A 13,005-nucleotide genomic window follows, 5' to 3' on the forward strand; every position below is an offset into this window, starting at 1 on the left:
TCATAAAGCTTTTAGTCACCCATAGGCCAGCCTTAATAAAAGCTGGCCTTGTTTTATTAAAGCATTGATTGTTAATCTTTTTATAGTTTTTGGGTTGCCATGATCCAAATGCTTTTCAATATTTCGTTTTGCGATATTCCCAAAAAGCGCCTCATCCTGACTATGCTTACAAAATAACCGCATTGGAGGCGCACACATGTCCTATATGTTCCACCGTCACTGTCACGCCAAGTTACCCACTATTGAACGGGGAGAGGGCGTCTACTTATTTGATCATCAAGGCAAAGCGTACTTAGATGCCTGTGGCGGAGCCGCCGTGTCCAATTTGGGTCATAGCCATCAAGCGGTCAAACAAGCCATGTTGGCGCAAATAGAACGAGTGCCGTTTGCCCATACGGGCTTTTTCACCAACCAAAATAGTGAACGCCTCGCGGAGTTGATTTGCCAAAGAATGCCATCACAGTTCAACCACGTTTACTTGGTCAGTGGCGGATCTGAAGCGGTGGAATCAGCGTTAAAGATGGCTCGTCAGTATTTTGTTGAGAGGTCGCAACCGCAAAAAAGGTATTTTGTTGCTCGCCAACAAAGCTATCACGGCAACACGTTAGGGGCGTTAGCGGTTGGCGGAAACGAATGGCGACGCGAACCGTTTAAACCCATCTTGTCTACTAGCCATCATATCCCCCCTTGTTATGCCTATCGCCATCAGCACCAAAATGAATCAGAAGAGGAATATTCTTTGCGTGCCGCGAATGAGTTGGAAAACAAAATCAAAGAATTAGGCGCAGAGAATGTCATGGCTTTTGTCGCTGAACCCATTGTTGGAGCAACGGCAGGGGCGGTTCCTGCCACGCGAGGCTACTTTAAGCGGATCCGAGAAATATGCGATCGCTATGATGTGTTACTTGTCATGGATGAAGTCATGTGCGGCGTTGGTAGAACTGGAACTTTTTTTGCTTTTGAGCAAGAAGAAGCGGAGCCTGATCTCGTTTGTATGGCGAAAGGGTTAGGCGCTGGTTATCAGCCGATCGGTGCGGTCGTTGCGAATGACAAGGTTTATCAAACCATAGCAATGGGCAGTGGTTTTTTCCAACATGGACATACCTTTATGGCGCATCCCGTTGCCAGTGCCGCCGCTGTTGCCACGCTTGAGGCGATTGATGATCAAAACCTATTGGCTGCGGTGAACCATCAAGGTGAGAGACTTCGTCAATCGCTAGAGGCTTGTTTGGCAGATTGCCCTTATGTGGGGGACATTCGGGGCAAAGGCTTATTCTTAGGCATTGAACTGGTGGCCGATAAACAAAGTAAAACGCCTCTCGCGGTCTCAAGCAATGCGGCAAAACACGTAAAGCAACAAGCCATGGCCAATGGGCTCATGTGTTATCCAATGGCAGGGACTATTGATGGCATTAATGGGCATCATATTTTGCTTGCGCCGCCATTTATTATTGAGAATCACCATATTGAAGAGCTGGTGGAGAAACTTGGACGCACACTCAGCGAGGTCTCTCAAGCATGGTAATGGATAGCCCGTTAGAACGTTCAAAAGTGGCGATAATCGTTGCACCTAATGGCGCTCGTAAGACCAAGCACGATCACCTCAATTTACCGATGAGCATTGATGAAATGGTCGCCGAAGCGAAAGCATGCCAAAGGGCAGGGGCTGCCATGATCCATTTGCATACCAGAGATACGCTAGGCAATCACTCGCTTGAAATCAAAGACAACCTAGAGATGTATCATGCCGTAAAAGATGCACTTGGTGATGCAATGCTGGTTCAGCTAACCACGGAAGCGGTCGGCATGTATTCTCCTCAGCAACAAATCGCCTTGATTGATGCGGTTAAACCGGAGGCGGCGTCTTTTGCATTGCGAGAGCTTTTTCCTGATGAACAAAGTCAGAATCAAAGCTCGGCGTTTTTTCATCGGATTGCTGAACAGGGGATATTAAGTCAAATCATTCTGTACGATCAAAACGATATAGACCGGTATTTTTTTCTGCGAGAGAAAGGTTTATTGCCAGATCACTATCAACACGCATTGGTCGTGCTTGGACGTTACCAAAAAGAGCAACAATCTTCACCGTGGGATTTACGGGCGTTGAATCTCGCGCGTTTTTTTAATTCAGACTTTTTGATTCCAGAAGTGCGCTGTGCAGTATGTGCATTCGGAGCACGAGAGCAAGATTGCTTAACCAGTGCCATGTTGCTAGGGCTCGATATTAGAGTCGGCTTTGAGAATAATCACTTCAGTGCAAATGGCGTTGCGGCCCACAGTAATGCTGAGCAAGTGGAGAAGTTAAAAGTGCTCAGTCAGCAATTGCACATACCTTTGCATGATGCGGCGAGTTTACGAGAAGCGATCAAAGACACAGAAACAGAGAGAGGGAAAAAGAAAGAAAAAGAGCAAGAAAAATAAAAAGATAAAGGCCCCATCAGGAGCCTTTAATCGAAAATATTAACGTTCAGTTTGCGCAGCTGGTTGGCGAGCAGGATGTTTAATAAACACCGCCACGATCGCGGCAATAGCAAGTGCAAAGCAGTAGTATGAGTTCGCCACTACTTCTAATGGTGACAATTTGAACACTGAACCAAGCAGCAACACCTGCGCTCCGTAAGGCAGTACGCCTTGTACAACACAAGAGAAGATATCCAATAAACTGGCAGAGCGGCGAGGTGTCACGTTGTTCTCTTCTGCCAGTTCACGTGCGACGCTGCCAGAAACAATGATCGCGACGGTGTTATTAGCAGTACAGGTGTTGACCATAGAAACCAAGCCCGCAATACCGAGTTCACTTGCGCGACCGTTGGATTCTTGAGAATGGCTAGAGCCAAATGAACGGATAATGCGAGTCACAAAGCCAGTCAGAAACGCTAAGCCACCTTGGCGGCGCATGAGCTCACTGATGCCACCAATCAGCATCGACAATAAGAAGATCTCTTGCATACTGCCAAAGCCAGAATAAATGTCTTGAGCGTAATTGGTTAGGCCGTAATTCTCTATAGAAGATAAGCTCACGCCGCCTGCTAAAAGAATACCAATGGTTAGAACCACGAATACGTTCATGCCAGACACCGCAAGGATCAGGATAGTGACGTACGGCAGTACTTTTAGCCATTCAATCGGGCCAGTTTCTGGTACTTGAGTTGCAGTACTGTTGAACGCAAAGATCAGCAATGCAACCAACGCCGCAGGCAACGCAATACGAATGTTCTCTTTAAATTTATCTTTCATTTCACAACCTTGAGAACGCGTTGCTGCGATAGTTGTGTCTGAAATGATGGATAGGTTGTCGCCAAACATTGCGCCGCTGAGTACCACGCCCGCCGTTAATGGAAGGCTCATGCCTGCCGATTCAGCAATGCCGAGCGCGACGGGAGCCACGGCTGCGATTGTCCCCATTGAGGTGCCCATTGCCGTTGCAATGAAAGCAGAGATCAAGAAGATACCCGGTAAAATCATGCTGGTAGGAATGGCAGATAAGCCAAGGTTCACGGTCGCATCAACGCCACCGGATGCTTTTGCAACCGCAGCAAATGCCCCCGCTAATAGGTAGATCATACACATCGCAATGATGTCTGGATGACCAACACCACGCATAAAGTGTTCGATAGAGCGGTTTAACTTATCTTTACTCAGCACCAACGCTAAGATCACCGCTGGTAACGCAGCGATTGGAACTGGCAATTGGTAAAACGCGAAATCGACACCTTGCAAAGATAGGTAAGTGCCCACGCCAATAAACAGCGCGAGAAAGACGGCCAAAGGCAAAAGTGCAATCGCTGATGGTGCAATTGCTTTATTAGAATTTTTTGAACCAGACATGTGAACGACAACATAAACAAAAATAAAGGTGAGCAGACTAATCGGACACCAGTTTGTTGTCAACGTCTAGACGTCTAAATGGCTGCTTATTTTTGCGTAGGAAAATAACAAAAAAAGCTCAAAGTATCTATTTACTTGATACTCTGAGCTTTTATGAGCCTTCACTTTAAAGCAAGGATCTAAGATTTTTTTCGTTTAAGTAACGCGATGATCATGATCGAGAAGAGAATAGCAGCGATGATCCAAACTGCGTATTGGTGCTCAGAATAAAGGTGGGTGATTAAGCCTAAGTGTTCAAAAGCGATGTTGGTGAGGAAGCTGAACACGGCAACCCAAATCGTGGTTGCGAGCGCATTACCTAATAAGAACTCTTTACGTGGCATTTTAGCTATCCCACAAGCGAGCGGCATAAATTGCTTCATACCTTCAATAAAGCGACTAACAACCAAACAGGCAGGGCCATATTTTTGAATGGTACTTTGTAATTTCTGCATTTTGGGCCCGGAAATATAGCCTTTCTTATCTAGCCATCCTTCAAAATAGTAACCCACTAAGTAGCCACAAGTATTCCCCAAAAAGCAACTTAACCAAGACACCACCATGACGGCGGTCAGGTTCATCACATGCTCGGATGAAATGATGGAAGCGGCAATCATTAAAGATTGGCCAGGCATGGGAATACCGAGCCCCTCAAGAAAGATACTGACGATCAGTGCGAGATAACCATATTGTTCAAGCAATGGCTTCATGGCCATCAGCAAATCGTTAATGTGTTCCAAGGGTTTTCCTCTCACATAAGTGGAACGAAGTTGCTGTCATACGCCTGTTCGTTCGCTTGGTCAATCTTGGCGCTGTTGTCACCATCAAAACTGACACATTTTTGATAATAGTGGTGCGCTTTTAATCGCTCAGCAAGCGTGTTGATTGAACATGTTTTAATCACTTAAACCGTAAGTGCAATTTAATGGTGTACATTCTTTTCATCTTTCACTATTATACTCGCCATCTGGAGGGGTTCCCGAGTGGCCAAAGGGAGCAGACTGTAAATCTGCCGGCACTGCCTTCGATGGTTCGAATCCGTCCCCCTCCACCATATTCTAAAAGCCAGCTTATTGCTGGCTTTTTTCATTTCTGATGATTTAAAAACCCACAAAAAAATAAATATACTTTATTTTCAGTTGTTTATATTTTTGATGTTACCTTTCCCTTCTAATTGAATGTGTATGTGATAAAATCTCGCCTCAGTTTATGGGGAAATAACATGTTCACTTACGTTAGTTTATTTAGTTCTGCTGGAGTTGGTTGCTTTGGCTTAAAAGAGCTTGGCTTTAAATGCATTGCGACCGCAGAGCTTCTAGAAAAACGCATAAATATCCAGAAATACAACAATAAGTGTGAGTTTGAATCTGGCTATATTTGTGGCGATCTAACGCAACCTAAAACGCATGATGCCCTCTATGCGGAAATCAACGCATACAAACACCTTAAAAATATCAAAGATGTGGATCTTGTGGTTGCGACGCCGCCTTGTCAGGGCATGAGTGTCGCTAACCATAAAAAGAACGAAGAGCTTGGCCGCAACTCGCTTGTTGTTGAGTCATTGCGTATTGTGAAAGAGCAAAAGCCACGATTCTTCATCTTTGAGAACGTGCGTGCATTCTTAAAGTCGACCTGTACCGATTTGGATGGGGTAGATAAGCCAATTAATGAAGCGATTCACACGAACCTCGCACCAGATTATTTAATAGAGAGTAAGGTACTCAACCTGAAAAACTATGGCGCGAACTCAAGCCGAACTCGTACCCTTGTTATTGGTGTTCGACGCGATCAAAAAGGTGTGACTCCGTTGGATTTGTATCCAGACTTCCGCCCTGAAAAAACATTGCGTGAAGTGATTGGTCATCTCCCAGCATTAAATACGATGGGGGAATTTTCTAGTGATGATTTCTTTCACTCGTTTCGTCCATACAAAGAAAACATGTACCCGTGGATTGCAGCCACGCCATATGGAAAAAGCGCATTCGATAACCCTGAAGACCACTTAAAACCGCACAAAATTGAGGACGGTAAGATTGTCTTAAACCAAAGTAAGAACGGTGATAAATATCAGCGTCAACTTTGGGACAGAGTTGCGCCATGCATCCACACTCGAAATGACTGCTTGCCGAGTCAAAATACCGTTCATCCGGTAGATCATCGTGTGTTCAGCATTCGTGAACTGATGTTAATGATGTCTATTCCTGAATCATTCCAATGGCTTCCATCGGGCTCTATTCCGGCTAACTCTGCGGATTTTGAAACCAAAAATCAGTTTAGAAAAAAAACGGAAGTGAACATTCGTCAGTGTTTAGGTGAGGCGGTTCCGAGTGCGGTATTTGGTGAGATTGGTAAAAAAATCCAAAAGCTAGAGTTACCAAAACTGTCTAAAAAAGACATCGCACAAACGATCAAGCAACATCAACTTGAAAACGCGGAAAGCTTGTATCGCTTTGTTGAGCAAAACTGGACGCAGTACGCACGCCAAGACATGTTCAAGATCTGTGAACTGGCGAATGCGGAAAGGCTGCATACCGCGGCTTATTACACCGATCAAGAGATTTGCTTTTCTGCGATAGCACCGTTGCCAGAGATCAGTGCCGAGAACATTCGAGTGTTAGAGCCCTCTGTTGGTGTGGGTAATTTCTTGCATCAAATCGTGAAGAAGTACCAAGGAAAGCGTCTCATCATTGACTGCGTTGACATCAACCAAGAGTCCATCAAATTGTGCCAGTTGCTTGTCAGTAAGTACCTTGCCAACGAGAACGTGACGTTTAACTTCTATAATGAAGACTTTCTGCTTTGGGATGTGAAGAACAGCTATGATGTGGTGGTGGGTAACCCGCCATACATGAAAATCAAAGAGGCGGCGTTGCTAAAGCAATATCGTCGTGGCTTGTCGAATCAAAACACCAATAATATCTTTTCGTTTTTTATCGAGAAATGCAGTCAAGTGGCAAAACACGTCTCGTTGATTGTACCTAAAGCATTGCTTAATGCCCCTGAGTACACTAAAACGCGAGAGTTGTTGGAGAACTACACATTACTTCACATCAATGACTACAACGAAAAGGCATTTGACGTAAAAATTGAGACGGTTTCCATCACGTTTACGACGGTAAAACCCAAAGCAAGCAGCAAAGTCACGGTGTACTCTTACTTGAACAAAGACTTTCTTTGCTTGGAGCAAGATTACCTAACACACACCTACTTCAATAGTTGGCTGTTATACCGAAATGATTGGTTTGACAGTATCTTTGATACATTGGAGTTCGGTAAATTTAAGGTGTTCCGAGACCGTCAGATCACAAAGCAACACACCAAAGAAGCTGGAAAATATCGCGTGATCAAATCCCGCAATATTGGCAATGGAGAGATCAAAAACATCGACAATTACGATTGTTATGTTGATGAACTGAGTGATTTTGCCGTAAGAAAGTATCTCGATTCTGATGTCATTCTTGTACCGAACCTGACTTATAATCCGCGTGCGGCTCGCCTGCCAAAAAACAGCATCGCAGATGGTTCAGCGGCCATTTTGTATTCGGAAGAGTGCCCGAAAGATGAAGACATCGCGTACTTTTCTAGTGACGAGTTCAACAAGTTTTACCGCATCGCGAGAAACTACGGAACGCGTTCCATGAACATTGATAGCGTATCGGTGAATTACTTTGGCATGAAACGCCGAAGCTGATTTTATTAAGTCTGTACCCAAAGGCCAGCCATCCACGTGCTGGCCTTTTTTTGTATCATGCGCGGGTCTTTTTGTGTCACGCACTACTGGAACTCTGCGCTTGTTAACTGTTTAAGCGCTTCAATCGGTCTCAGCTCGGATGTACGTATTGGTGCGCCAGGTGAGGGGTATCTTCCTCCATCTGGGCGAAATCTTGTTGGTGTGTAACGAGTTTGAATGTCGCGAGCGAAGATAAACCCAATCGGATACCAAGCGTTGTTCTCTTCTCGGATGGTTAAACCAAACACCACCACGTCGTATTTCTTGAGGAGGTTAAATTGCCCCTCGCTGTACAAACGTCGGCCATAGATAGCATCATCATCAATGGTTCGTTGAATGATTTTATGCGCATGACGCTTGGGTACGGTTTCTGTTTTGACATCAATCACTAAGTTGTTGAGTCTAAAGTCACAATCATCAATGGTTAAGTAATTGTCACGGATGTTTTGTCGCCAATCTTCCCCCATTAACTGACAAAAACAGAACTCGCCAAGAAAACCAATCTGGTTTCGTTCATCAGAGCTAAAGTGTGCCACCTCAAAGTGATGTTTAATGTGGTGCTCTCTTTTTTCAGATTCCGCTTGAGCAGCGTCGATCATTTCTTTGGTAAAGCCAACTGACGTCATCATTCCCTCTCTTTTCGTCTTTGGTGTCCCACAAGTTTCTAGCCGTGAGCTTGGGGTGTTTAAATGGCGATAGGATGGCGTCTATCTCGCGTAGCGTTATCATCCATCGCCATGAAGCGATTGTGTTGCTGAGCGTTTTATTGCACGTATTCTTCTGCTAATCGATGGCGGATCTCAGCAACGCCCATACCATCTAACAGCAACTCTTTATCTAAACCAATGTTCACCACACGCATGAACTCTGCAAGGCTATAAAATTCATCTTTCTCTCGGTATACAGACTTCTCAATGCTATCGAGCTTAGCCAGCAGTGCGACCAGTTGATAAGACTTAGAGATTTGCTGTGTATTTGCATTTGGGTGTGCAAAGTCCAAGTGTTGTCCAGAGGTAATCAGAATTAGGTTCTCGAACGTATCGGAAAGCTCTGGAAACTGGTGTTTAGGAAAGATGTGATGAACATTATTCGCTTCCAATTCTCGGTAGCGGTTGATCTCGCTTTTTCCATCGTGGTAGCGCTTGATGTGTTTCTTCGCACGTTCGACTTGGTAGATCTCAGTGGCGGTGTCTTCAGGAAAGCTCGCAAGGAACGTACTTCTTGGCGTACCTTTTGGCTTATCATGATCCCTAAAGTTCACTCGGTTATAAAACAGCTCATGGTATGAGATCGGAGAGCCGGAAAGGCGGCCTGCTTTTGTGCCGTAGTTCGATTGATCAAACGCCAATGGGTTGAGCACCTTAGAGAAGATTCGGCGACTTTCCGTCAAACCGTTGATCGGCGTATGCTCAATAATAAAGTTGCAGTAGTGCTCTTTTAGATGAGTAAAGCTGTTTGCGTTTGGCGCAGCAAAAAAGCGGTCAAACTCGCGCTTTAAGCCGCTATCACTCAGCACTTTATTAAGGTAGATGACCAAAAACTCCAGCGCCTTTTTCTCGCCCGTGGCAATAAACTGCAAGATGCTTTCATTTAGTACGACATAGCGTTTTGCACGCCCCGTAGACTCAATGGTTTCGATCAATTGGGCATACTCAAACAGTTTTACTGGTTGAGACGCGACCTTATCATACTCACTCGCTGCACCAGGGTGGCTGATCGATGGCTTTTGGAATTGGTTAACCATCACGGTATCGAGCTCTTCCGATTCCATCAGATCTCGGATGGTAAACGACTCATTTCCACGCTCGATGTACTCTAAAATCACTTCCGCCAGTGAGCTAACCACATCAGGGGTACATTTTTGGTCAATATAGCGGCCATTTCCTGAGATTCTTAGGTCTAGGTTTAGTCGCTCAAAATGCTGACAGATGGTTTCCTTGATTCTTTTCATTACGTTATCACTCCAAACTATAACTATAGTTTTATAGTTGCAATTATAGTGGATACTGTCAATTTAATTTTTTATACATGCTAAAAATGGGCGATATTGTTTGTTTTTAGTACAGTTTTGGCGGGGCTTTAATACAAAAAACATAGTGTCAACTATAGTTTGTTTGGTTTTAACTATAGTTGGATGTTCGGACTTACGTTGGGTTCATTAAGTAATGCTAATTAGGGAAGAGGGATGTTGATTCGTGGGGTATTACCAACTTCGCCAACTAGTTCGAATTGGCCGTCTTATCTCCATTTTTTAACCTATCGAAGAAACGTGTTCTCTGTTAGAGTCACCGTCAACTACGCTATTGAATAAAGCCACCCATAGATCGCATGTAATTGATGGATTTTTATTCACCCTTAGAACTCATTTTAGGAATCCCTAGTGACTAACAACGAAATTTTACGTCGTATCCAACACGCGTTAAACCTTAAAAACGCACAGATAATGAAAGCTTTCGGGCAGGCCGAAGTTACTGTGGCTCACGATAAAGTGGCAAACTGGTTAAAAGATGAAAGCGACAAATCTAGCGTTAAGATGAAGGATCAAGAGTTAGCGGTATTCTTAAATGGCTTTATTAACCTCAAGCGAGGCAAAAAAGACGGCGAGCAACCTAAACCAGAAGTCGCGTTGACCAACAACATGATTCTCATGAAGCTGCGCATTGCGCTAGACATGAAAGCAGAAGATGTGTTGGACGTATTAGAAGTGGTTGGTATTAGTTTAAGTAAATACGAAATTGGTGCGTATTTCCGCAAGCCAAACAACAAAAACTACAAACAGTGTGAAGACCAACTGCTGTGCGACTTCTTAAATGGTGTGCAGTTTACCAATCGTCCCGATTCTGAAGAGTTTACGGGGTAATTTTTATCTCGAATCGAACGTGGTAATTGATTAAAAAAGCGAGAACCATTTCATTTGGTTACTCGCTTTTATCATGTCAAAGACCGATATTAGAGCTTCACAATCACGTCTACTCTTTGTCTTTCTTCAGTAGGTATCGATCAGACCACGCTGAAATCTGGTCGGCTTTTAGAATCAAGGCGCAAACCGCCCCCTATGACCCTACCAAGATAAACCCAAGCTAAAACCTTAAGCCAGTTAGGGGCCTCTATTCTGGTCAAGCTATTCTAGACATCTTGTAGTGATTCACTAAAACTGGCCACGGATATAGAGTTTTTCCATACTTTTGGTCATGCGAGCAGGGGCTCGACTGACGCTATTAGTAACACGAATTTGCCCCTTTCCTTTTTAGTTAAGGCTATCTGTGGTAGGACAACTAAAGATATTTGCCTTATTTATTCTAATGACAACAGCTATACGCTCTTCGCAACCTCTACCTGATGATGAATAGCGCTATTTACAAACCAACCAATGCCATAACGGCTCTTTTCTTGTACTATCCCTAGCAAATTTTAACTCCCAGTGATGCCAAAGAGGAAAAATACAATGAAATCAGATATGTACTCAAAGTTTGCGCATGAGTATGACGAAGTTATTCAAGACAATATTTATAATGCAAACTTGGAACGACCAACACTTCAATCAATGCTACCAACATTGGTAAACCTTAGTGTGGTTGATCTTGGCTGTGGGTCCGGTGTTTATGCACAATACCTTCTTGCTCAAGGTGCAGCTAAAATTACTTGCATTGATTATGCTGAGGAAATGGTTCAGCTGGTTGCAAGAAAAGCTGAGCTAGCTGACGTAAAGAATAGAGTTAACGCTTATGCGCAGGACCTGTCAAAAGGGCTGCCAAATGAAATAGATGCAAGTGCTGACTTGGTGATCTCTCCCCTGATGGTTCATTATCTCGAAGATCTCAATCCACTTTTTGTCGATGTCCATCGTATTCTTAAAACTGGAGGATCATTTGTATTCTCTACTCACCACCCATTCGCGGACTTTGAGTGTTCCAAGTCAGGAAATTATTTTGAGCGTGAATTAGTTCAGCAAGAGTGGGATACAGTAGGTAAACCAGTGCAAGTTAAGTTTTACCGTCGCTCATTAACAGAGCTCACTAATGCTCTAACTCAAAATGGTCTAATAATTACGCAAATTTCAGAAGGTAAAGTAGACGAAAAAGCAAAAGATATGGATAGTGAAACTTACAATTACCTATCCAACAATCCTAACTTCATCTTCATCAAGTGTCAGAAAATATAAGGTCTGCAAAACTTAAACGTTTTTTGGTATCCAGCTAGCACCTTGGTTGGTCAATATAAAACTAATCCTACAGCGTGTTGTGGCTAAAGGAGTTTGCCCACGCATTCGAAACCCATACATAAACTAATCCGTATTTCGCTAATATAGCAAAATCACTAGCTCAAAAATGTCCAAGAATGTGTTTGGTCAAAGGTAAGTTATTGGCAGGTATCGCTGAGAGTGAGTATGGCGCGAATACAAAAAGGCCGCTAACCCGAGAGTTAGCGGCCTTTCCAAACGTTTGGTGGAGCTGGCGGGAGTTGAACCCGCGTCCGAAAACCTTTCATCATTGGTACTACATGCTTAGTCGATCTTTAAATTCACCACCAACCTGCGAACCGACACGCTAGTTGATGACTATCCTGAATTATAATTCGTCGTTCATCTCTCAGGCGGGAGAATCCGGACTAGCGCGTTTGGGTTTGATCCCTCGTTGGTCCCCGTCTTACGTGCGGAAGCTAGGGCGAGAGAGCTCTGAGCAGGTTATTAAGCTGCTAGTGCGTAGTTTTCGTCGTTTGCGACTATTTTTTTGCGGTTTGTTAACGAGGCCTACCGCACCTCGGCATGCACCTCAGACTTCTGAATTCCCGTCGAATCCTAAATCAGCCCCAGAGGTAATACCCGCATAGTAACAGAAAAGTGTAAGCTGTCCAGTACTATGCGTCTAAGTGGTCAAGTTTAACGCAGTGAGCTCTTCATCACACGCGCTTTTTCACGAGCCCAATCTTTTTCTTTCAGATCAGTACGCTTATCGTGCAGTTTTTTACCTTTAGCCACACCGATTTTGATCTTCACCCAAGAGCGAGACCAGTAAAGTGATAACGCCGCTAGCGTCATACCTTCACGGTTGATGCGACCAAGCAGGTTGTCGAGTTCTCGACGGCTCATAAGTAGCTTACGCACGCGCGTCGGGTTCGCAACAACGTGAGTCGATGCTTGATTAAGAGGAGTAATAGTCATTCCACTGACAAAAGCCTCTCCGTCACGCATAAAGACGTAGCTTTCTGCGATATTGGCTTTTCCTTGGCGAAGGGCTTTTACTTCCCAACCTTGTAGCTCCAAGCCAGCTTCAATTTCATCGTCAATGAAGTATTCGTGGCGAGCTTTTTTATTAAGCGCGATAGTGTTACTACCCGCTTTTTGCTTTGATTTTTTCTTTACCATAATGGCCTCATTATACGGATTGGAAATTGGTTAGGAAATCCTT

At 44.1% G+C, this 13,005-nt stretch carries 10 protein-coding genes, 1 tRNA gene and 1 other RNA gene; 6 read left to right on the top strand and 6 right to left on the bottom strand.

The window, feature by feature from the left end; translation table 11 throughout:
• The first annotated feature begins 196 nt into the window (after window positions 1-196).
• Together VA249_RS02935 and VA249_RS02940 are read left to right on the top strand one after the other, a co-directional pair.
• Complete coding sequence (locus VA249_RS02935) at window positions 197-1,525, top strand: aspartate aminotransferase family protein (RefSeq protein ID WP_221068833.1); 1,329 nt, start codon at window positions 197-199, stop codon at window positions 1,523-1,525.
• A complete protein-coding gene (locus VA249_RS02940; protein WP_221068834.1) occupies window positions 1,519-2,421 on the top strand; it encodes a beta-keto acid cleavage family enzyme in 903 nt (300 codons plus the stop codon). Before VA249_RS02935 ends, VA249_RS02940 begins: the two co-directional genes overlap by 7 nt.
• 39 nt (window positions 2,422-2,460) lie before the next feature.
• Here VA249_RS02940 and VA249_RS02945 read toward each other — a convergent pair whose 3' ends face one another.
• Together VA249_RS02945 and VA249_RS02950 are read right to left on the bottom strand one after the other, a co-directional pair.
• On the bottom strand, window positions 2,461-3,828 hold the full coding sequence (locus tag VA249_RS02945; RefSeq protein WP_221068836.1) for a Na+/H+ antiporter NhaC family protein: 1,368 nt from the start codon (window positions 3,826-3,828) through the stop codon (window positions 2,461-2,463).
• Window positions 3,829-4,007: 179 nt separating this feature from the next.
• Complete coding sequence (locus VA249_RS02950; protein WP_221069786.1) at window positions 4,008-4,583, bottom strand: DedA family protein; 576 nt, start codon at window positions 4,581-4,583, stop codon at window positions 4,008-4,010.
• 253 nt (window positions 4,584-4,836) lie between these two features.
• Between VA249_RS02950 and VA249_RS02955 the strand changes: the two genes are divergently transcribed.
• Window positions 4,837-4,921: transfer RNA gene (locus VA249_RS02955), tRNA-Tyr, on the top strand.
• 168 nt (window positions 4,922-5,089) lie between these two features.
• Window positions 5,090-7,558 carry a DNA cytosine methyltransferase gene (locus tag VA249_RS02960; RefSeq protein WP_221068838.1) on the top strand — a complete coding sequence of 823 codons (2,469 nt, stop codon included), beginning with the start codon at window positions 5,090-5,092 and terminating at the stop codon, window positions 7,556-7,558.
• An 83-nt stretch (window positions 7,559-7,641) separates the two neighbouring features.
• Here VA249_RS02960 and VA249_RS02965 read toward each other — a convergent pair whose 3' ends face one another.
• Both VA249_RS02965 and VA249_RS02970 read right to left on the bottom strand, forming a co-directional pair.
• A complete protein-coding gene (locus tag VA249_RS02965; protein WP_221068839.1) occupies window positions 7,642-8,226 on the bottom strand; it encodes a hypothetical protein in 585 nt (194 codons plus the stop codon).
• 134 nt (window positions 8,227-8,360) lie between these two features.
• Window positions 8,361-9,548: a hypothetical protein gene (locus tag VA249_RS02970; protein WP_225927097.1), complete on the bottom strand. Its 1,188-nt coding sequence runs from the start codon at window positions 9,546-9,548 to the stop codon at window positions 8,361-8,363.
• 429 nt (window positions 9,549-9,977) lie between these two features.
• Between VA249_RS02970 and VA249_RS02975 the strand changes: the two genes are divergently transcribed.
• Both VA249_RS02975 and VA249_RS02980 read left to right on the top strand, forming a co-directional pair.
• Window positions 9,978-10,457: a YehS family protein gene (locus VA249_RS02975; protein WP_071235108.1), complete on the top strand. Its 480-nt coding sequence runs from the start codon at window positions 9,978-9,980 to the stop codon at window positions 10,455-10,457.
• A 585-nt stretch (window positions 10,458-11,042) separates the two neighbouring features.
• Window positions 11,043-11,759: a class I SAM-dependent DNA methyltransferase gene (locus VA249_RS02980; RefSeq protein ID WP_225927098.1), complete on the top strand. Its 717-nt coding sequence runs from the start codon at window positions 11,043-11,045 to the stop codon at window positions 11,757-11,759.
• A 281-nt stretch (window positions 11,760-12,040) separates the two neighbouring features.
• On the opposite strand, the gene ssrA is transcribed toward VA249_RS02980, so the two are convergent.
• Together ssrA and smpB are read right to left on the bottom strand one after the other, a co-directional pair.
• Window positions 12,041-12,408, bottom strand: a transfer-messenger RNA (tmRNA) gene (gene ssrA, locus VA249_RS02985).
• A gap of 68 nt (window positions 12,409-12,476) precedes the next feature.
• Window positions 12,477-12,962, bottom strand: coding sequence for an SsrA-binding protein SmpB (gene smpB, locus VA249_RS02990; protein ID WP_005440253.1), 486 nt, complete (start codon window positions 12,960-12,962; stop codon window positions 12,477-12,479).
• Between the last annotated feature and the right edge of the window lie 43 nt (window positions 12,963-13,005).

The organism is Vibrio alfacsensis (genome assembly GCF_019670485.1).
In the GTDB taxonomy this organism is placed as follows: domain Bacteria; phylum Pseudomonadota; class Gammaproteobacteria; order Enterobacterales; family Vibrionaceae; genus Vibrio; species Vibrio alfacsensis.

Excerpts from the sequence above, each read along its gene's own strand:
- VA249_RS02935 (WP_221068833.1), top strand. The coding sequence starts at position 197 with ATGTCCTATATGTTCCACCGTCACTGTCACGCCAAGTTACCCACTATT.
- VA249_RS02940 (WP_221068834.1), top strand. The coding sequence starts at position 1,519 with ATGGTAATGGATAGCCCGTTAGAACGTTCAAAAGTGGCGATAATCGTT.
- VA249_RS02945 (WP_221068836.1), bottom strand. The coding sequence starts at position 3,828 with ATGTCTGGTTCAAAAAATTCTAATAAAGCAATTGCACCATCAGCGATT.
- VA249_RS02950 (WP_221069786.1), bottom strand. The coding sequence starts at position 4,583 with ATGGCCATGAAGCCATTGCTTGAACAATATGGTTATCTCGCACTGATC.
- VA249_RS02960 (WP_221068838.1), top strand. The coding sequence starts at position 5,090 with ATGTTCACTTACGTTAGTTTATTTAGTTCTGCTGGAGTTGGTTGCTTT.
- VA249_RS02965 (WP_221068839.1), bottom strand. The coding sequence starts at position 8,226 with ATGATGACGTCAGTTGGCTTTACCAAAGAAATGATCGACGCTGCTCAA.
- VA249_RS02970 (WP_225927097.1), bottom strand. The coding sequence starts at position 9,548 with ATGAAAAGAATCAAGGAAACCATCTGTCAGCATTTTGAGCGACTAAAC.
- VA249_RS02980 (WP_225927098.1), top strand. The coding sequence starts at position 11,043 with ATGAAATCAGATATGTACTCAAAGTTTGCGCATGAGTATGACGAAGTT.
- smpB (WP_005440253.1), bottom strand. The coding sequence starts at position 12,962 with ATGGTAAAGAAAAAATCAAAGCAAAAAGCGGGTAGTAACACTATCGCG.